The 18,852-nt window shown below is 71.6% G+C and carries 12 protein-coding genes; 7 read left to right on the top strand and 5 right to left on the bottom strand.

The features are described from left to right. Positions 1–36: 36 nt before the first annotated feature. The 3 genes from OIE51_RS07735 to OIE51_RS07725 all read right to left on the bottom strand — a co-directional run bounded on the left by OIE51_RS07735 (position 37) and on the right by OIE51_RS07725 (position 5,423). The gene (locus tag OIE51_RS07735) at positions 37–1,479 is read right to left on the bottom strand and encodes a maltokinase N-terminal cap-like domain-containing protein (protein WP_326596451.1); all 1,443 of its coding nucleotides are present in this window, start codon (positions 1,477–1,479) and stop codon (positions 37–39) included. Between the two features lie 207 nt (positions 1,480–1,686). Beyond that, entirely contained in the window at positions 1,687–3,390 is a 1,704-nt protein-coding gene (gene treS / locus OIE51_RS07730; RefSeq protein WP_326596450.1) for a maltose alpha-D-glucosyltransferase, read from the bottom strand. Next, on the bottom strand, positions 3,387–5,423 hold the full coding sequence (locus tag OIE51_RS07725) for an alpha-1,4-glucan--maltose-1-phosphate maltosyltransferase (RefSeq protein WP_326596449.1): 2,037 nt from the start codon (positions 5,421–5,423) through the stop codon (positions 3,387–3,389). The genes treS and OIE51_RS07725 overlap by 4 nt, the downstream gene beginning before the upstream one ends. Positions 5,424–6,037: 614 nt before the next feature. Here OIE51_RS07725 and OIE51_RS07720 point away from each other — a divergent pair. The 6 genes from OIE51_RS07720 to glgP all read left to right on the top strand — a co-directional run bounded on the left by OIE51_RS07720 (position 6,038) and on the right by glgP (position 14,626). Continuing rightward, the gene (locus OIE51_RS07720; RefSeq protein WP_326596448.1) at positions 6,038–7,705 is read left to right on the top strand and encodes an ABC transporter substrate-binding protein; all 1,668 of its coding nucleotides are present in this window, start codon (positions 6,038–6,040) and stop codon (positions 7,703–7,705) included. A gap of 96 nt (positions 7,706–7,801) precedes the next feature. Then, positions 7,802–8,806 carry an ABC transporter permease gene (locus tag OIE51_RS07715; RefSeq protein WP_326596447.1) on the top strand — a complete coding sequence of 335 codons (1,005 nt, stop codon included), beginning with the start codon at positions 7,802–7,804 and terminating at the stop codon, positions 8,804–8,806. Next, positions 8,806–9,777 (top strand): ABC transporter permease, encoded by a 972-nt coding sequence (locus OIE51_RS07710; RefSeq protein ID WP_326596446.1) that lies wholly within the window; start codon positions 8,806–8,808, stop codon positions 9,775–9,777. Before OIE51_RS07715 ends, OIE51_RS07710 begins: the two co-directional genes overlap by 1 nt. A 6-nt stretch (positions 9,778–9,783) precedes the next feature. After that, positions 9,784–10,890, top strand: coding sequence for an ABC transporter ATP-binding protein (locus tag OIE51_RS07705; RefSeq protein ID WP_326596445.1), 1,107 nt, complete (start codon positions 9,784–9,786; stop codon positions 10,888–10,890). Further along, entirely contained in the window at positions 10,887–11,963 is a 1,077-nt protein-coding gene (locus OIE51_RS07700; RefSeq protein WP_326596444.1) for an ABC transporter ATP-binding protein, read from the top strand. The genes OIE51_RS07705 and OIE51_RS07700 overlap by 4 nt, the downstream gene beginning before the upstream one ends. Before the next feature lie 95 nt (positions 11,964–12,058). Further along, on the top strand, positions 12,059–14,626 hold the full coding sequence (gene glgP, locus OIE51_RS07695) for an alpha-glucan family phosphorylase (protein WP_326596443.1): 2,568 nt from the start codon (positions 12,059–12,061) through the stop codon (positions 14,624–14,626). A 68-nt stretch (positions 14,627–14,694) separates the two neighbouring features. Here glgP and OIE51_RS07690 read toward each other — a convergent pair whose 3' ends face one another. Further along, entirely contained in the window at positions 14,695–16,584 is a 1,890-nt protein-coding gene (locus OIE51_RS07690) for an ABC transporter ATP-binding protein (RefSeq protein ID WP_326596442.1), read from the bottom strand. Further along, positions 16,581–18,491, bottom strand: a complete 1,911-nt coding sequence (locus OIE51_RS07685) for an ABC transporter ATP-binding protein (protein WP_442811880.1) — start codon at positions 18,489–18,491, stop codon at positions 16,581–16,583. The genes OIE51_RS07690 and OIE51_RS07685 overlap by 4 nt, the downstream gene beginning before the upstream one ends. Before the next feature lies 1 nt (position 18,492). Between OIE51_RS07685 and OIE51_RS07680 the strand changes: the two genes are divergently transcribed. Beyond that, a complete protein-coding gene (locus OIE51_RS07680; RefSeq protein WP_326600536.1) occupies positions 18,493–18,798 on the top strand; it encodes a hypothetical protein in 306 nt (101 codons plus the stop codon). The last annotated feature ends 54 nt before the right edge of the window (positions 18,799–18,852 follow it).

Raw genomic sequence — 18,852 nt, 5'->3', positions numbered from 1 at the left:
TTCGGTCCGGGGGTCGGCCCGGGGGTCGGCCCGGGGTCAGTGATCCGGGGGCGCGGCGAGGCGGCGGATCGCCGCCATCGGGACGTGCAGCCACGCGGGACGGTGCCGGGCCTCGTACAGCACTTCGTACACGGCCTTGTCCGTCTCGTGCGCCCGCAGCAGCTCCGGCTGCTCCAGCGGGTCGTGGCCCGACGCCTCCGCGTACCCCCGGCAGTACGCCGTCCGGTTCGCGCGGTACCAGGCGTCGACCCACGGCCCGCTGGCCGGGTGCTGGCTCGCGGCGTAGTCGAACGAACGCAGCATCCCGGCGATGTCGCGCACGGGCGGCCCGAGGCGGCGGCGGTCGCTGAGTGGCCGGGCCGGCTCGCCCTCGAAGTCGATCACCGACCAGTGGCAGCCCCGGCCCTCCGGATCGGGACTGCGCAGCACCTGGCCGAGGTGGAGGTCGCCGTGCAGTCGCTGCACGGCGCAGGTGCCGCCGCGCCGCGCGTAGTCGCCCAGCGCCTCGAACGCGGTCCGCAGCCCCGCGCGGTACGGGCGCAGCGCGGGCACGGCGGAGGCGGCCTCGGCGAGCCGCTCGGTCATGGCGGTGGCGGCCTGCTCCAGCTGCGGGCGGCGCAGCACGGAGGTGGGCAGGGCGGCGGCGAGCGCGGTGTGCACCTCGGCGGTGGCCCGGCCCAGCGCGTGCGCGGAGGAGGTGAAGTCGGCGCGGCGGCTGAGGGAGCTCAGCGCGAGCACCCAGCCGTCCGTGGAGCCCGTGAGATAGGGGGCGAGCACCCCGAGGGTCAGCGGCTCGGTCATGCCGCCCGGCCAGACCGCCTCGAACCAGGCGGCCGGCGCCGGGACCCGGGTGGACCCGGCCTTGGCGAGGGCGAGCGGCAGCTCCAGGTCCGGGTTGACGCCGGGGCTGACGCGGCGGAAGAGCTTGAGGATGTACATGTCGCCGTAGACCACCGACGAGTTGCTCTGCTCGCTGGAGAGCAACCGGGCGGGCAGTCCGGACGGGATGCTCACGCCGGGGGCGCGGCCGAAGTGCAGCGAGCCCAGGGTGCCGGGGGCGCGCAGCCGCTCCAGCAGCAGGCCCGCGAGCCGCGGATCGTGCAGCGCCTCGTAGACCACGCTGCCGCGCAGCGGGCCCTCCGCCGGGCGGCCGACGAGCGCGGAGGCGAGCGAGGGCGGCAGGGCCGGGCGGACCCCGAGCAGCAGCTGATAGCAGTCGCCGGACGCCGGGCCCTGGCGGGCGCGGAGGAGGAGGTGCAGCAGGCCCGGGGTCGGGCCGCCGGAGCCGCAGGGGAGCAGCTCGGTGGCGGAGACCACGGTGAGTCCGCTGAGCGGGCGACCCTTGCCGGCGAACCACCGCTGCCTGGGCAGCCAGCGGGTGAGCAGGCCCGTGAGGGAGCGGAGCATGGCGCTGCCCTGCGGGGCGGTGGTGAGTGAGGGCCGGACCGGAGCCGTCTGGGGCGAGGAGCTGTCCGTCATGGCGTCCTTTCCCCGGGCACGAATAATGTGACGAAGTGTCCCGGATTGCGGCGTGGGTTGCCCGGCGGCGCGGGACGTGTCGCGAGAGAACGACGACCGAGCGGGTGAGGCTCGTTACGCATATGGATGGCTTTGGGCAACGCTTAGAGGTATGGGTAGGCTTCCCCCAGCAGGCTGGGGGTAAGCCTGTTTCGCGCCCTCTACGGCTTATGACTCCGAGGCTTTACGCAGCCGGAACCAGTAGAAGCCGTGGCCCGCCAGGGTCAGCAGATACGGAAGTTCCCCGATCGGTGGGAAACGAACACCCCCGATGAGCTCGACGGGCACGCGCCCCGCCCAGGGCCGCAGATCGAGCTCGGTGGGCTGCGAGAAGCGGGAGAAGTTGTTGACGCACATCACCAGGTCGTCCCCGTGCTCGCGCAGGAAAGCCAGGACGGCCGGGTTGGAGGAGGGCAGCTCCGAGTAGGAGCCGAGCCCGAACGCGAGGTTCTGCTTGCGGATCTCGACCATCCGCCGCGTCCAGTGCAGCAGCGAGGCGGGCGAGGTCATCGCCGCCTCGACGTTGGTCACCTGGTACCCGTGGACCGGGTCCATGATGGTCGGCAGGAAGAGCCGGCCCGGGTCGCAGGACGAGAAGCCCGCGTTCCGGTCCGGGGTCCACTGCATCGGCGTGCGCACGGCGTCCCGGTCGCCGAGCCAGATGTTGTCGCCCATCCCGATCTCGTCGCCGTAGTACAGGATGGGGGAGCCGGGCAGCGACAGCAGCAGCGCGGTGAACAGCTCGATCTGGTTGCGGTCGTTGTCCAGCAGCGGCGCCAGCCGGCGTCTGATGCCGATATTGGCGCGCATCCGCGGATCCTTGGCGTACTCCGCGTACATGTAGTCGCGCTCCTCGTCGGTGACCATCTCCAGGGTCAGCTCGTCGTGGTTGCGCAGGAAGATGCCCCACTGGCAGCCCGCCGGGATCGCCGGGGTCTTGGCCAGGATTTCCGAGACCGGGTAGCGCGACTCGCGGCGCACCGCCATGAAGATGCGCGGCATCACGGGGAAGTGGAACGCCATGTGGCACTCGTCGCCGCCCTCGTCGAACTCCCCGAAGTAGTCCACGACGTCCTCGGGCCACTGGTTCGCCTCAGCCAGCAGCACGGTGTCCGGGTAGTGCGCGTCGATCTCCGTGCGGACCCGCTTCAGGAAGGCATGGGTCGCGGGAAGGTTTTCGCAGTTGGTTCCCTCCTCGGCGTACAGATACGGCACGGCGTCGAGCCGGAACCCGTCGATCCCGAGGTCGAGCCAGAACTTCAGCGCGGAGATGATCTCCTTCTGCACGGCCGGGCTCTCGTAGTTCAGATCCGGCTGGTGCGAGAAGAACCGGTGGAAGTAGTACTGCTTGCGGACCGGGTCGAAGGCCCAGTTGGACGACTCGGTGTCGATGAAGATGATCCGCGCGTCCGCGTACTGCTTGTCGTCATCGGCCCACACGTAGTAGTCGCCGTACGGGCCGTCGGGATCCCTTCGCGACTCCTGGAACCAGTGGTGCTGGTCGCTGGTGTGGTTCATGACGAAGTCGATGATGACCCGCATGCCGCGCTGGTGCGCGGCGTCGACGAACTCCACGAAATCCGCGAGATCGCCGAAGTGGGGATGCACGTCGGCGTAGTCGGACACGTCGTATCCGCCGTCGCGCATCGGGGACTTGAAGAACGGCGGAAGCCACAGGCAGTCGACCCCGAGCCACTGCAGATAGTCCAGCCGGGCGGTGATGCCCTTCAGATCGCCGATTCCGTCTCCGTTGCTGTCCTGGAAGGATCGGACGAGAACTTCGTAGAAGACCGCGCGCTTGAACCACTCGGGGTCGCGATCGCGGGCTGGCGTGTCCTCGAATTTATCGGGGACCGGCTCATTGACGCTCATGGTTTGGGTGACCCTCCGGTCTGTGAGGACGGTCGCAGGGCCAAGATGTGGGCGGAAGAGGCGTACGCATCCGCACGGCCCGGCTCAAGCCGCACATAGTTGTCCCTGCCCCAGTAGTAGGTCGCTCCGGTGAGCTCGTCGCACACCGGAAAGGGCTCGGCGCCACTTTCCTGCGCGGTGGTGAGGCCGCACCCCTGGAGTTGCTCCATGTCCAACGACACCGTCGCTTCGTGGGTGTGGTGTGGATCGAGGTTGACCACGATGAGAACGAGGTCGGCGTCGGGTGTCCGCCTGCGCTTCGAGTAGGCAAGGATGTGGTCGTTGTTCGTGCGGTGAAAGTGCAGATCGCGAAGCTGTTGAAGGGCGGGATGGCTGCGCCGGAGGGCATTGAGGGTCCTGATGAGCGGGGTGATGCTACGCCCTTCGGCGTCGGCCCCCGTCCAGTCCCGCGGCCGGAGCTCGAACTTCTCGGAGTGCAGGTACTCTTCGCTCCCGGGCGCGGCGGGAGTGCCTTCGCACAGCTCGTACCCCGCATACATGCCCCAGGTCGGTGAAAGAGTCGCGGCGAGAACCGCGCGGATCTCGAACGCCGCCCGGCCACCGTTCTGAAGATAGGCATGCAGGATGTCGGGCGTGTTGACGAAGAGATTCGGCCGCATGTAGGCGGCGGCCGGACCGCTCAGCTCCGTGAGGTACTCGGTCAGCTCGTGCCGGGAGTTGCGCCAGGTGAAATAGGTGTAGGACTGCTGGAAGCCGACCTGCGCCAGCGTGTGCATCATCGCGGGCCGGGTGAACGCCTCGGCCAGGAAGATCACATCGGGATCGGTGCGGTTGATCTCGGCGATGACCTTCTCCCAGAAGACCACCGGCTTGGTGTGCGGGTTGTCCACCCGGAAGATCCGCACCCCGTGCGCCATCCAGAAGCGCAGCACGCGCAGCGTCTCGGTCACCAGGCCGCGGAAGTCCTGTTCGAAGGAGATCGGGTAGATGTCCTGGTACTTCTTCGGCGGGTTCTCCGCGTACGCGATCGTCCCGTCCGCGCGCTGGGTGAACCACTCGGGGTGCTCCGTCACCCACGGATGGTCCGGGCTGCACTGGAGGGCGAAGTCCAGGGCGATCTCCATCCCCAGCTCCCTGGCCGCCGCCACGAACCGGTCGAAGTCCTCCAGGGTGCCCAGCTCCGGATGGATCGCGTCGTGGCCGCCCTCGGGCGAGCCGATGGCCCACGGCGAGCCGACGTCGTGCGGGTCGCTGGAGACGACGCCGTCCGGCCCCTTGCGGAAGGAGGTGCCGATGGGGTGGACGGGCGGCAGGTACACGACGTCGAAGCCCATCGCGGCGATCGCGGGCAGCCGCTCGGCGGCCGTGCGGAACGTGCCGGAGACCGGCGCCGCGCCCGCTCGTGGCTCGGCGCCCTCCGAGCGCGGGAACATCTCGTACCAGGAGCCGAACAGCGCCCGCTCGCGCTCCACCAGCAGCGGCATCGGCCGCGAGGCGGTGAGCAGTTCGCGCAGCGGGTGGCGGCGCAGGACCTCGGTCACCTCGGACGTGAGGGCGGCGGCCAGCCGGGCGGTGCCGGGCACCGCTTCGTCCAGCAGCGCGTCGGCGGCGGTCAGCACGGCGTCCTTGCCGTCGCTCTTGGGCACGCCCGCGGCGGCCTGGCGCAACAGCGCCGCGCCCTCGATGAGCGTCAACTCCACGTCCGCGCCCGCCGGCACCTTGATCTGGGCCCGCCGCCGCCAGGTGCTGACCGGGTCGGCCCACGCCTCCACGGCGAATGTCCAGCGGCCCTCGCTGTCCGGTGTCACCTCGGCGCCCCAGCGGTCGGTGCCGGGCGCCAGCTCCCGCATCGGAGTCCACGATCCGCCGCGCCCGTTGGGGTCCCGCAACACCACATTGGCGCCCACCGCGTCCGCGCCCTCGCGGAAGACGGTGGCCGTGACCAGGAACGTCTCTCCCGGCACCGCCTTGGCCGGGCGGCGTCCGCAGTCAACGCTCGGCTGGACGTCGAGGACGGGGATACGACCGATCATGAGGGGATCACCTGACTGCGTCGATGGTGGGTCATTTCCGTCAATGAGGGAGTGTTCCCCCATTGTGCGGGAATCCGTCCTTTGTAGCCGCTTGGTCACTGAGTGGCTGGTGCCGGGCATGGCCCCTCCGATGCGCGTTCACTCGGGTGGGGGTGCCCTCGGCCAAGTCTGCCCACGGAAGGCGGCCCGGACAATCCGGTTGCGAGTGTCCTCCTCGTATCTAGTCAGGAAATCGTCGGTTGCGCGGTTGATGTCACGGACACACGTCCGAATAGCGGCTGGAACGCGATGTCCCATGCCCGCTTGCCCCCTCCGGCGCGGGTCATGCCCCCGGCGGGCCGTCCCGATGTGCCATCGCCAACAGTGAGCGCCCCGGACGGGCGCCGTCCGAATGTCACGCGCGTGTTGCCGCGTGATGCGCGTGAGGTTGCGGTGATCCGCGCGCCCGCTGACAGATCGTCAATTCACCCTGGATCGCGGCTATTTATCCGTGTAAATTGGGCGAGTCTCAGCTCGGTATCGCCGTCCGGTATGCGGTTCACAGCTATGTACCTGCGCAGTAATGTGCCGTCCACCGAACCGCCTTTACCACCGCCAACCCCCTGAGGTGGACGATGCGCATAGCTAGACCCAGGGCCGCGAAGATGTTCGCGGCTGTTCTCACGATCGGGCTCATCGTGACCGGTTGCGCCAGCGACCGGGACGACGACGGCTCCGGGGGCGACTCCGAGACGTTCGTCTTCGGCGCCGCCGGCGACCCGGCATCCCTGGACCCCGGACTGGCCAGCGACGGAGAGACCTTCCGGGTCACCCGGCAGGCGTTCGAGACGCTGCTCGACCACGAACCGGGCGGCACCGAGCTGGTCGGCGGACTCGCGGAGACCTGGGAGAGCAACCCCGAGGGCACCGAGTGGACGTTCAACCTCCGCGACGGCGTGACGTTCCACGACGGCGAGGAGCTGACCGGCGAGGTGATCTGCGCGAACTTCGACCGCTGGTACAACTGGAGCGGGACGTACCAGAACACCACGCTCTCCTACTACTGGCAGACCGTCTTCGGCGGCTTCGCGGAGAACGAGAGCGAAGAGACGCCCGACCCCAACTACGTGGGCTGCGAGGCCCCCGACGACCTGACCGCCGTGATCGAGGTCGCCGAGCCGTCGGCCAACTACCCGGGCGGCTTCTCGCTCCAGGCGTTCGGCATCCACTCCCCGAAGTCCCTGGAGGCGTACGCGGCGGACGAGGCCAGCGGCGAGGGCGAGAACATCACCTTCCCCGACTACAGCCAGGAGGCCGGCACGGCCTTCGGCACCGGCCCGTTCGAGATCACCGACTGGAACAAGGGCAACGGCGAGATCACCCTGACCCGGTTCGGCGACTACTGGGGTGAGGCCGCCGGCGTCGACGAGCTCGTCTTCCGGACCATCCCGGAGGAGGATGCCCGCCGCCAGGCCCTTCAGGCCGGCGACATCCACGGCTACGACCTGGTCGCGCCCGCCGACGTCGCGGCGCTGGAGGAGGACGGCTTCCAGGTCCCGACCCGTGACGTGTTCAACCTCCTGTACCTCGGCATCACGCAGGACAGCAACGAGGCGCTCGGCGAGCTGGAGGTGCGCCAGGCCATCGCGCACGCCATCGACCGGGAGAACATCGTCAACACCCAGCTCCCCGACGGCGGCGTCGTCGCCACCCAGTTCGTGCCGGACACCGTCGACGGGTTCTCCGAGGACGTCACCACCTACGAGCACGACCCGGAGCTGGCCCGTGAGCTGCTGGCCGACGCCGGGCAGGAGGACCTCGCGGTCGACTTCTGCTACCCGACCGAGGTGACCCGCCCGTACATGCCGGCCCCGGCCGACATCTACGAGCTGCTCCGCTCCGACCTGGAAGAGGCCGGCGTCGCCGTCAACCCGGTGCCCCTCAAGTGGAACCCGGACTACACGGAGACCACCCGCGACGGCGGCTGCGACATCTACCTCCTCGGCTGGACCGGCGACTTCAACGACGCCTACAACTTCCTGGGCACCTGGTTCGCCGGCTATCAGAAGGAGTGGGGCTTCGAGAACGAGGAGCTCTTCGACATGATGGCGGCGGCCTCGGCCGAGCCGGACGTGGAGACGCGCGTCGGCCTCTACCAGGAGATCAACGAGTACGTCATGGACTTCCTGCCGGGCGTGCCGATCTCCAGCTCGCCGCCGTCCATCGCGTTCGCGCCGGACGTCAACCCCCCGACGGTCTCGCCGCTGACCCAGGAGAACTTCGCCGAGGTCTCCTTCACGTAGTCGGCACAAGCGGGCCCCTGGATCGATCCGCCCGGCCACGGCACCCCGTGGCCGGGCGGACCCCTGATCCCGGCAGACAGAAAGGGGAGCCCCTCGGTGCTCCGTCTCATCGTTCGCAGGCTGCTCCAGCTCATACCCACACTGCTGGGCCTGACGGTGCTTCTGTTCCTCTGGATCCACCGGCTGCCCGGCGGACCGGCCTCCGCGCTGCTGGGCGAGCGCGCCACCGAGGCCGACCGGCGGCAGATCGAGGCCGCGCTCGGCCTCGACGAGCCGCTGTGGGTCCAGTACGGCCGCTGGATCGAGCGGCTGGCCCGGCTCGACCTGGGCACCTCGACCCAGACCAGCCGCCCGGTGTGGGAGGAGTTCACCCAGCGCTTCCCCGCCACCGTCGAACTCGCCCTGACCGCCATGCTCATCGCCGTCGTCGTGGGCATCCCGCTCGGCTACTTCGCGGCCCGCAGGCGCGGCAGCTGGCTCGACGCCGGCGCCGTCTCCGGATCGCTGATCGGTGTGTGCATCCCGGTCTTCTTCTTCGCCCTGATCCTCAAGGCGGTCTTCGCCGTCAACCTCGGCTGGCTGCCGAGCACCGGACGGCAGAGCACCGGCATCGACGCCACCGAGATCACCGGCTTCTACGTCCTGGACGGCCTGCTCACCGGCGAGTGGGACGCGTCCTGGGACGCCGTGCGACACCTGGTCCTGCCCGGCGTCGCCCTCGCCTCCATCCCGCTGGCCGTCATCGTCCGCATCACCCGCGCCAGCGTCCTGGAGGTGCTCACCGAGGACTACGTCCGCACCGCCGAGTCCAAGGGCCTCAAACAGCGCACGGTGCGCGGCAGACACGTGCTGCGCAACGCCCTGCTGCCCGTCGTCACCACGATCGGCCTGCTCACCGGCAGCCTGCTGTCGGGCGCGGTGCTCACCGAGTCGGTCTTCGCGTTCGGCGGCATCGGCCGGTTCATCGCGGAGGGCATCGACGCCCGCGACTACCCGACGCTGATGGGCTTCATCCTGCTCATCGCCCTCCTGTACGTCCTCATCAACCTGATGGTCGACGTGGCCTACAGCCTCATCGACCCGAGAGTGCGGGTGAACTGATGACCGCCAGGACGGAGAAGCTGGACCGCCTCGCCGAGCTGACCGCGCGGCGCGACACCACCGCCGGCGCCAGCCTGTGGGTCGAGGCGCTGCGCCGGCTGCGCACCAGCAAGATGGCCCTCATCGGCGCGAGCGTCATCGCGCTGTTCGTCGTGATCGCCGTCATCGGCCCCTGGATCGCCCCGCATGACCCCACCGCGCAGAGCTGGCGCGACGAGGTCTTCGTCAACCGGGCGATCTTCGTCGGCCCCCGCTCGGAGAACTGGCTCGGCCTGGACCACCTCGGCCGTGACCAGCTCTCCCGGCTGCTCGTGGGCGCCCGGCAGACCCTGCTCGTCGGCGTGGTCTCCACCGTCATCGGCCTCGCCGTCGGGGCGCTCATCGGCGGCGTCTCCGGAGCCGCCCTCGCCTTCGGCGGCCGGTCCGGACGCGGCGTCGACACCGTGCTGATGCGCGGTGTCGACATGCTGCTGGCGCTGCCCTCACTGCTCCTCGCGGTCAGCATCGCCGCCGTCATGGGACAGAGCCTGTCCACCGTCATGATCGCGGTCGGCGTCGTGCAGATCCCGGTCTTCGCCCGGCTGCTGCGCGGCTCGATGCTCGCCCAGGCCAACGCCGACTACGTGCTGGCCGCCCGCGCCCTGGGCGTGCGGCGCCGCCGCATCGTGCTCGCCCACGTGCTGCCCAACTCCCTCGGCCCGGTCATCGTGCAGACCACGCTCGCGCTGGCCACCGCCATCATCGAGGCGGCGGCGCTGTCGTACCTGGGCCTGGGCAACCCCGACGCCTCGCAGCCGGAGTGGGGCGTCATGCTCGCCCAGGCCGAGCGGTTCTTCGTGCCGGAGGACCTCCTCGACCAGGCGTCGCTGATGGCCGTCTGCCCGGCCCTGGGCATCATCGTCACCGCCCTCGGCTTCACCCTGCTCGGCGAGGCCATGCGGGAAGCACTCGACCCGAAGTTGCGAGGCTGATGCGCCATGACCCTGCTTTCCGTGGAAGAACTGACGGTCACCTTCGCCGGGCACAGCGGCCGGGGCGCCTCGGACGCCGTCTCCGGCGTCTCCTTCACCGTCGATGAGGGCGAGGTCGTCGGCCTGGTCGGCGAATCGGGCTGCGGCAAGAGCGTCACCTCGCTCGCGCTGATGGGTCTGCTGCCCCAGCGGGGCGTGCGGGTCGGCGGCCGGGCGATGTTCCGGCGCTCGGGCTCCGGCTCGGACCCGGAGGCCACCGAGCCCGTCGACCTGCTGGCCCTGGGCCGGTCCGCCCTCCGCGACCTGCGCGGCACGCGACTCGCGATGATCTTCCAGGACCCGCTCTCCTCCCTCAACCCGGTCGTCCCCATCGGCGTCCAGGTCACGGAGATCCTCACCCGCCACCGGGGCCTGCGCGGCTCGGCCGCCCGTGTCGAGGCGGCGCACCTGCTGGACCGGGTCGGCATCCCCGATCCCACCCGCCGCCTCAAGGAGTACCCGCACCAGCTCTCCGGCGGCATGCGGCAGCGCGCCCTCATCGCGATGGCCGTCGCCTGCGCCCCGCGCCTGCTGATCGCCGACGAGCCGACCACGGCTCTCGACGTGACCATCCAGGCGCAGATCCTGGAGCTGCTCAAGGAGCTGGTCGACGACCAGGGCACCGCGCTGCTGATGATCACCCACGACCTCGGGGTCGTCGCGGGGATCTGCGACTCCGTCAACGTGCTCTACGCGGGCAAAGTGGTCGAGGCCGCCGGCCGGCGCCCGCTGTTCGCCGCCCCCGCGCACCCGTACACCTACGGGCTGCTCGGCTCCATCCCGCGCCTGGACGCGCCGCGCGGCGAGCGGCTCAGCCCGATCCGGGGCTCCATCAACGACCGCCTGGCCTGGGCCGACGGCTGCGCGTTCGCCCCCCGCTGCGACCACTACACCCTGGAGTGCCTGGGCGGGACACCGGAGCTGACCGCCCTGCCCCGCGCCACCGGGGGCCACCAGGTCCGCTGTGTGAACCCCGTGCTCAACGAGGTCCCCCACACGGACACCGCGGCGAACACGGCGGCGAACACGGCGGCGCCCGAGACGGTGCTCAAGAAGGGGGAGGAGTCCGCATGAGCCTGCTCGAACTGGACGATGTGAAGGTCCACTTCCCGGTCAAGCGCGGGGTGTTCTTCGACCGCACCGTCGGGTACGTCTACGCGGTCGACGGCGTCTCGCTGTCCGTCGAGGCCGGGCAGACCTACGGCTTGGTCGGCGAGTCCGGCTGCGGCAAGACCACCCTCGGCCGGGCGATCCTGCGGCTGAACGACATCACCTCGGGCCGCGTCGTCTTCGACGGCACCGATCTGGCCGGGCTGCCGGACGAGGAGATGCGCCGCTCCCGGCGCCGCCTCCAGATGATCTTCCAGGACCCGCTGGGCAGCCTCAATCCCCGGCAGAACATCGAATCCATCCTCACCGAGGGCATGGCCGCCCATGGGCTCGGCGCCGACCGGGCGGCCCGCCGCGCCAAGATCGCCGAGATCATGGACCGGGTCGGCCTGCCCACCGGAGCGCTGTCCCGTTACCCCCACGAGTTCTCCGGCGGTCAGCGGCAGCGCATCGGTATCGCCCGCGCGCTCGTCCTGGAGCCGGACCTCATCATCTGCGACGAGCCGGTCTCCGCCCTGGACGTCTCCATCCAGGCCCAGGTGATCAACCTGCTGGAGGAGCTCCAGGACTCCCTCGGCCTGACCTATGTCGTCATCGCCCACGACCTGGCCGTAGTCCGGCACATCTCCGACCGCATCGGGGTGATGTACCTGGGCGCGCTGGTGGAGGAGGCCGACAGCGACACGCTGTACGCCGAGCCCCGCCACCCGTACACCCGGGCGCTGATGTCGGCCGTCCCCGTGCCCGACCCGGAGCTGGAGGACAGCCGCGAGCGCATCCTGCTCCGCGGCGACCTGCCGTCCCCGGCCAGTCCGCCGCCCGGCTGCCGCTTCCACACCCGCTGCCCGTGGCGGCAGGCGGAGCGCTGCGACACCGAGCGTCCCGAGCTGACCGACATCGGCGGCGGACACCGGGTGGCCTGCCACTTCGCCGCCGAGATCGCCGACGGCACCATCCGGCCCAGCACCGAGCTGGCCCCGCGCGTCCTGCACGACGCGCCAGGGCCGGCCGGCGGCGAGGAGGCGGTGACCATGTGACGGGTGGTCCCCGGGGGTGGTTTACCGGTGGGAATCCAGCTGAATCGGCTGGAATCCGCCGCCTCCGGCCCCGGGGCCCGGCTACGGTCGTCAGCGTGAAGGCCATCCGTCGCTTCTCCGTTCGCCCCGTTCTCCCCGACCCCCTCCGACCCCTCCAGGAGCTGGCGTTCAACCTGCGCTGGTCCTGGCATCCCGAGACCCGCGAGCTGCTGAGGTCCGTCGACCCCGACAGCTGGCAGGCGTGCGGCGAGGACCCGGTCCGTCTGCTGGGCTCCGTCTCCGCCGACCGGCTGGCCGGCCTGGCCGCCGACCGCGGCTTCCTGCGCCGCCTGGGCGTGGCCATCGGCGACCTGCGCGACTATCTGACCGAGCCCCGCTGGTACCAGCGGGCCGATGCCGCCGCCGGCGGCGAACTCCCCCGCGCCGTGGCGTATTTCTCGCCCGAGTTCGGCATCACCGCCGCCCTCCCGCAGTACTCCGGCGGCCTGGGCATCCTCGCCGGCGACCACCTCAAGGCCGCCAGCGACCTCGGCGCCCCGCTGATCGGCGTCGGCCTGCTCTACCGGCACGGGTACTTCCGCCAGAGCCTGTCGCCCGACGGCTGGCAGCAGGAGCACTATCCGGTCATCGACCCGCACGAGCTGCCGCTGACCCCACTCACCGAGCCGGACGGCGCCCTCGCCACCATCACCCTCGCGCTGCCCGGCGGGCGCACCCTCGCCGCCCAGATCTGGCAGGTCCGGGTCGGCCGGGTGCCGCTGCTCCTGCTCGACTCGGCCGTCGCGGAGAACGGGCCCGCCGAGCGGGACGTCACCGACCGGCTCTACGGCGGCGGCAGCGAGCACCGGCTGCTCCAGGAAATGCTGCTCGGCATCGGCGGCATGCGGGCGGTCCGCTCGTTCTGCCGGATCACCGGGCACGCCCCGCCCGAGGTCTGCCACATGAACGAGGGCCACGCCGGCTTCCTCGGTCCCGAGCGCATCCGTGAGCTGGGCGAGACGGGCACCGGCTTCGACGCCGCCCTGTGGGCCGTGCGGGCCGGCACCGTGTTCACCACCCACACGCCCGTCCCGGCCGGCATCGACCGCTTCCCCGAGGACCTGGTCGCCCGCCACTTCGGCGAGGGCGGCGAGCTGAGCCGCCTCGACCTCCAGGCGCTGCTGGGCCTGGGCCGGGAGGCGGCGGCCGAGGGACAGCCGCCGCAGTTCAACATGGCGGTCCTCGGTCTGCGCACCGCCCAGCGGGCCAACGGCGTCTCCCACCTGCACGGCAACGTCAGCCGTGGCATGTTCGCCGGCCTGTGGCCCGGCTTCGACCCGTCCGAGGCGCCGATCGGCTCCGTCACCAACGGCGTCCACGCGCCCACCTGGACCGCCGACGCGATGCGGCGGGCCCGCGAGGGCACGCTGAGCGACGCCGAGCTGTGGGAGCTGCGCCGCACCCTGCGCGAACAGCTCGTGCACGAGGTCCGCGCCCGGCTGCGCGCCTCGTGGCGGCAGCGCGGCGCGGGCCAGGCAGAGCTGGGCTGGGTGGACGACGTGCTCGACCCGGACGTCCTCACCGTCGGCTTCGCCCGCCGCGTCCCCTCCTACAAGCGGCTCACCCTCATGCTCCGCGACCGCAAGCGGCTGAAGTCCCTGCTGCTCCACCCCGAGCGGCCGGTGCAGATCGTGGTGGCCGGCAAGGCGCACCCGGCGGACGACGGCGGCAAGCGGCTCATCCAGGAGCTGGTGCGGTTCGCCGACGACCCGGCGATCCGGCACCGCCTCGTCTTCCTGCCCGACTACGGCATGGCGATGGCCCGCTCGCTGTACGCGGGCTGCGACGTGTGGCTGAACAACCCGCTGCGCCCGCTGGAGGCGTGCGGCACCTCGGGGATGAAGGCCGCGCTCAACGGCTGCCTCAACCTCTCGGTGCGGGACGGCTGGTGGGACGAGTGGTTCGACCCGGACTTCGGCTGGGAGATCCCCACCGCCGACGGGCTCGCCGCCGCCGAGCCCGACCGCCGCGACGCCATCGAGGCCGCCGCGCTGTACACGCTGCTCGACGAGCAGGTCGCCCCTCGCTTCTACGACCGGGGCCTGACCGGGAGCGGGCTGCCGACACGGTGGCTGGAGATGGTCCGCGCCACCCTTGACCGGCTCGGCCCCCGGGTGCTGGCCGACCGGATGCTCCGGGAGTACATCACCGAGCTGTACGCCCCGGCCGCGCTCGCGCACCGCGCCATGACGCCGGAGGCGGCCCAGGAGCTGGCCGACTTCGCGGCACGGGTGCGGCACGCCTGGCCCCGGCTCGCGGTGGAGCACGTGGAGACCGGCAACGAGCCGCCGACGCTGGGCGGCTCGGTCTCCCTGCGGGTGCGGGTCGCGCTCGGCGACCTCGACCCGTCGTCGGTGGAGGTGCAGGCCGTGATCGGCCGCGTCGACGGCGACGACACGCTGGCCGACCCGTCGTACGTGCCGCTGAAGCCGCAGAACGGCCCCGACCTGGCGGGTCGCTGGACGTTCGAGGGGGAGCTCACCCTCGACCGCCCCGGCCCCTTCGGCTACACGGTCCGCGCCCTGCCCTCCCACCCGCTCCTGGCCCACCGCGCGGAGCTGGGCCTGGTCACCCTCCCGGGAGAAGAGGCCGCGCTGGAGTCGTCGGGCGTCCTCTTCCGCTAGCCACGACCGCGCCCCGCCCCCGCCCCGCCCCGCCCCCGGCCGGACCGGAGGGCGGGGCGGCGCCGTGTCTAGGCCAGGCTTTCGCGCCAGGCCCGGTGGAGGTCCGCGAAGCGGCCGGTGCCCGCGATCAGGTCGGCGGGCGGGCCGTCCTCCACGATCCGGCCGGACTCCATCACCAGCACCCGGTCGGCGATCTCCACCGTGGACAGCCGGTGCGCGATCACCACGGCGGTGCGTCCGCGCAGCACCGTCTCCATGGCGTCCTGCACCGCCTTCTCGCCCGGGATGTCCAGCGACGAGGTGGCCTCGTCCAGGATCACCACCGCCGGGTCGGCCAGCAGCACCCGCGCGAACGCCACCAGCTGCCGCTGCCCGGCCGAGATCCGGCCGCCGCGCTTGCGCACGTCCGTGTCGTACCCCTCGGGCAGCGAGGCGATGAAGTCGTGGGCTCCGATCGCCTTCGCCGCCCGTTCGATCTCGTCCCGCGTGGCGTCCGGCTTGCCGATCGCTATGTTGTCCGCGACGGTGCCCGAGAACAGGAACGCCTCCTGCGTCACCATCACCACCCCGCGCCGCAGCTCGGCCCAGCTCAGGGCGCGCAGATCGGTGCCGTCGAGCAGCACCCGCCCCTCGGTCGGGTCGTAGAAGCGGGCCAGCAGCTTCGCCAGCGTGGACTTGCCCGCGCCGGTCGCGCCCACCAGCGCCGTGGTCCGGCCCGCCGGCAACGTCAGCCGGAAACGCGGCAGCACCTCGCCGCCCGTCCGATAGGTGAACCGCACGTCGTCGAAGACGACCTCCCGGCCCGGCCGCCCGCCCACCCGGGGCGGCAGCTCCGTCGGCCGCTCCGGCTCGGGCACGTCGGGCCGCTGGGCGAGCAGCCCGGCGATCTTCTCCAGGGAGGCGACGGCGGACTGATAGTTGTTCAGGATCATGGCGAACCGGTCCAGCGGGTCGTACAGCCGCCGGATGTACAGCGCCCCGGCGGCCAGCGCGCCCAGCTCCATGTCGCCCGACGTCACCCGCTGGGCGCCCCACAGCACGATCCCCGCCACCGCGACGCTCGCGACCAGCCGCGACAGCACGACGAAGCGGCCCATCTCCAGGATCGTGTCGCCGTTGATCCGCTCGTGGCGCCGGTTCAGCTCCTCGAACGCCGCGTCGTTGGCCCGCTCGCGGCGGAACGCCTTCACCGGGCGGATGCCGTTGAGCGTCTCGGAGAACTTCACGATCACCGCGGCGATCGCCGTGGACCGCTCGCCGAACCGGGCGGCCGAGCGCCGCCGGTATCCGCGCACCAGCACGTACAGCGGGATGGACGAGACCAGCGCCGCGCCGCCGAGGCCGAGGTCCAGATAGAGCAGCAGCGCCCCGATGTAGACCACGGAGACGAGGATGATCAGCATCTCCTGGAGGCCCTCGTTGAGCAGCTCGCGCAGCGACTGCACATCGCTGGTGGACCGCGAGATGAGGCGGCCCGAGGTGTACCGGTCGTGGAAGTCGAGGCTCAGCGCCTGGGCGTGCCGGTAGATCCGGCCGCGCAGCTCCAGCAGGATGCCCTGGTTGATCCGGGCGGCCACCTGGATGAACGTGTACTGGAGGAGGCCGGCGCCCAGCGCGCAGACCACATAGGCCACGGCCACCGCGATCAGCGGCCCGTTGTCGTCGTCGCGCACGGCCGGGACGCCGCTGTCGATCGCGTACGCCACCAGCAGCGGCACCGCCTGCACCGCCGCCTGCTGGGTGAGCAGCAGGACCGCGCCGAGGGCGACCCGGCCCCGGTGCGGGCGCAGCAGCGAGCCGAGCAGTCGGCGGGAGGCGCCCCGGGGCGCGGGCAGCGTGTCCCGGGCGATCGGGTCGACGGCGGCCGGCGCACCGGCGGGCGTCTCCTCGGGGCTGTCCCGGCCGTCCTGGCTGTCCTGGCCGTCCTGGCTGTCCCGGTCCGGAAGGGTGGTGGTCATCGGGCGGAGACCTCGCTCTGCTCGCCGGTCATCAGATGCCGGTACTCGGCGTTGGTGTGCAGCAGATCCGCGTGCGTCCCGACCGCCGTGATCCGGCCGCCGGACATCAGCGCGACCCGGTCGGCGAGCTGGACGGTGGACGGGCGGTGGGCGACGACCAGCGCGGTGGTGCCGGCCAGCACGTCGCGCAGCGCCGCCTCGACCCGCGCCTCGGTGTGCACGTCCAGCGCGGACAGCGGGTCGTCCAGGACCAGGAAGCGGGGACGGCCGATCACGGCGCGGGCCAGCGCGAGGCGCTGGCGCTGGCCGCCGGACAAGCTCAGCCCCTGCTCACCGACCTGGGTCTCGGGGCCGGCGGGCAGCGCGTGCACGAAGTCGGCGGCCTGGCTGACCCGCAGCGCCCGCTCCAGCTCCCCCGGGTCCGCGTCCTCGGCGCCCATCAGCACGTTCTCCCGCACGGAGGCGGAGAACAGTGTCGGCTCCTCGAAGGCGACGGCGACCATGGCCCGCACCTCCCGCCGGGTCAGGGTCGCGATGTCGACGCCGTCGAGCAGGACGCGGCCCGAGGTCGCCTCGTGCAGCCGGGGGATGAGGGAGAGCAGGGTGGTCTTGCCGCTGCCGGTGCCGCCGACCAGCGCCAGGGTCTCGCCCGGCCGGACGCGCAGGTCTATCCCGTCCAGCACGGGCGGGGCACCGGGCGGGCCGTCGGGATAGCGGAAGACGACGCGCTCGAACCGGATCCCGTCCCGGCCCGCCGCGGCGGGGACGGCAGCGGCGGCGGGCAGCGGGCGCGCGCCGTGCTCGGGTGGGACCTCGGTGTCCAGCACCTCGAAGAACCGGTCGGTCGCGGTGCTCGCCTCGTTGCACAGGGCCAGCAGGAAGCTGATCGACTCCACCGGCCAGCGCAGCGCCATCGCGGTGGTCATGAAGGCGACCAGCGTCCCGGTGGTGAGGTCGCCGTCGGCGACCTGGACGACGCCGAGCACCAGGGCGAAGCCGAGGAAGACTTCCGGGAGCGCCAGGATCACCAGCCAGATCCCGCCCATCAGACGGGCCTTGCGCAGCTCGGTGTCCCTCAGGTCCCCGGACAGGACCTGGAACGCGCGTGCCTGGCTGCGGTGGCGGCCGAAGCCCTTGATGACGCGGATGCCGAGAATGGACTCCTCGACCACGGTGGTCAGGTCGCCCATCTGGTCCTGCGCCCGCCGGGCCGCCACGGAGAACTTGGCCTCGAACACCACGCACAGCCAGATCAGCGGCGCCACGGGGACGGCCAGGATCAGGCCGAGCAGCCAGTCCTGGGAGACGAGGATGCCGAAGCCGATGACGATGGTCGCGGTGTTGACCACCAGGAAGGTCAGCCCGAAGGCGAGGAACATCCGCAGCAATTGAAGGTCGCCGGTGCCCCGGGAGAGAAGCTGGCCGGTGGCCCAGCGCTCGTGGAAGGCGACGGGGAGACGCTGCACGTGCCGGTAGAGCGCGGACCGCATGGCGGCCTCGACACCCGCCAGTGGCCGGGCCACCAGCCAGCGTCTGAGCCCGAACAGCAGGGCCTCGGCCGTGCCCACGACCAGCAGCAGGCCGCCGCCGAGCCAGACGCCCGCCGAGTCGCCGTCCGCTACGGGGCCGTCGACGATCCACTTGAGGACGAGCGGCATGAGCAGGCCCATCAGGGCCGCGACGATCGCCACCGCGGCGGCGCTGAGCATGCGGCCCCGCACCGGACGCACATAGGGCCACAGACGGAGAAGGGACCGGACGACGGAACGTTTGCGGGAGGGGGGAGCGGAGGCAGGCATCACCTTCGAGCGTACGGACGACCTCTGACAACGCCCACGGGTTTTCGTCCTAGGTCCACGGACCGAGCCGGGGGGTGTGTCGGTGGCGGGGCCTAGGCTGGCCGGCATGATTCAGCAGTCACAGCTGCGGGAGTTGCAGGCGGCCCTGCGGACCGCGTCGGACATCGCCTTCGACCACGAGACGCCGACCGGCGAGCAGGCCGAGGTGCTGGTGGACGCGCTGCGCCGGGCCCTGGTCTCGGCGCAGTCCCTGAGCACCGGCCCCGGCGACACCGGCTGCCGCGAGCATCCGCGCGGCGCGGTCGATCCGCTCTACGGCGACAAGGACGACCCGCTTCCGCCCGGCTGGGGCAGGTGCCTTCTGTGCAACGACCGCCGTCGCCGCGCCACCCGGGGCCTGGCCCGCCGGATTTGATCCCGCCGGATTTGACCCGCTGGATCTGACCCGCTGGATCTGACCCGGCGGGGG

The organism is Streptomyces sp. NBC_01803 (genome assembly GCF_035917415.1).
Classification (GTDB): Bacteria; Actinomycetota; Actinomycetes; order Streptomycetales; family Streptomycetaceae; genus Streptomyces.
The sequence above is the reverse complement of the archived record's forward strand: the minus strand, read 5'-3'. Positions and strand labels throughout refer to the sequence as shown.

Coding starts and splice junctions, on each gene's coding strand:
- OIE51_RS07735 (WP_326596451.1), bottom strand. CDS start 1,479: ATGACGGACAGCTCCTCGCCCCAGACGGCTCCGGTCCGGCCCTCACTC.
- treS (WP_326596450.1), bottom strand. CDS start 3,390: ATGAGCGTCAATGAGCCGGTCCCCGATAAATTCGAGGACACGCCAGCC.
- OIE51_RS07725 (WP_326596449.1), bottom strand. CDS start 5,423: ATGATCGGTCGTATCCCCGTCCTCGACGTCCAGCCGAGCGTTGACTGC.
- OIE51_RS07720 (WP_326596448.1), top strand. CDS start 6,038: ATGCGCATAGCTAGACCCAGGGCCGCGAAGATGTTCGCGGCTGTTCTC.
- OIE51_RS07710 (WP_326596446.1), top strand. CDS start 8,806: ATGACCGCCAGGACGGAGAAGCTGGACCGCCTCGCCGAGCTGACCGCG.
- OIE51_RS07705 (WP_326596445.1), top strand. CDS start 9,784: ATGACCCTGCTTTCCGTGGAAGAACTGACGGTCACCTTCGCCGGGCAC.
- OIE51_RS07700 (WP_326596444.1), top strand. CDS start 10,887: ATGAGCCTGCTCGAACTGGACGATGTGAAGGTCCACTTCCCGGTCAAG.
- OIE51_RS07690 (WP_326596442.1), bottom strand. CDS start 16,584: ATGACCACCACCCTTCCGGACCGGGACAGCCAGGACGGCCAGGACAGC.
- OIE51_RS07685 (WP_442811880.1), bottom strand. CDS start 18,491: ATGCCGGCCAGCCTAGGCCCCGCCACCGACACACCCCCCGGCTCGGTC.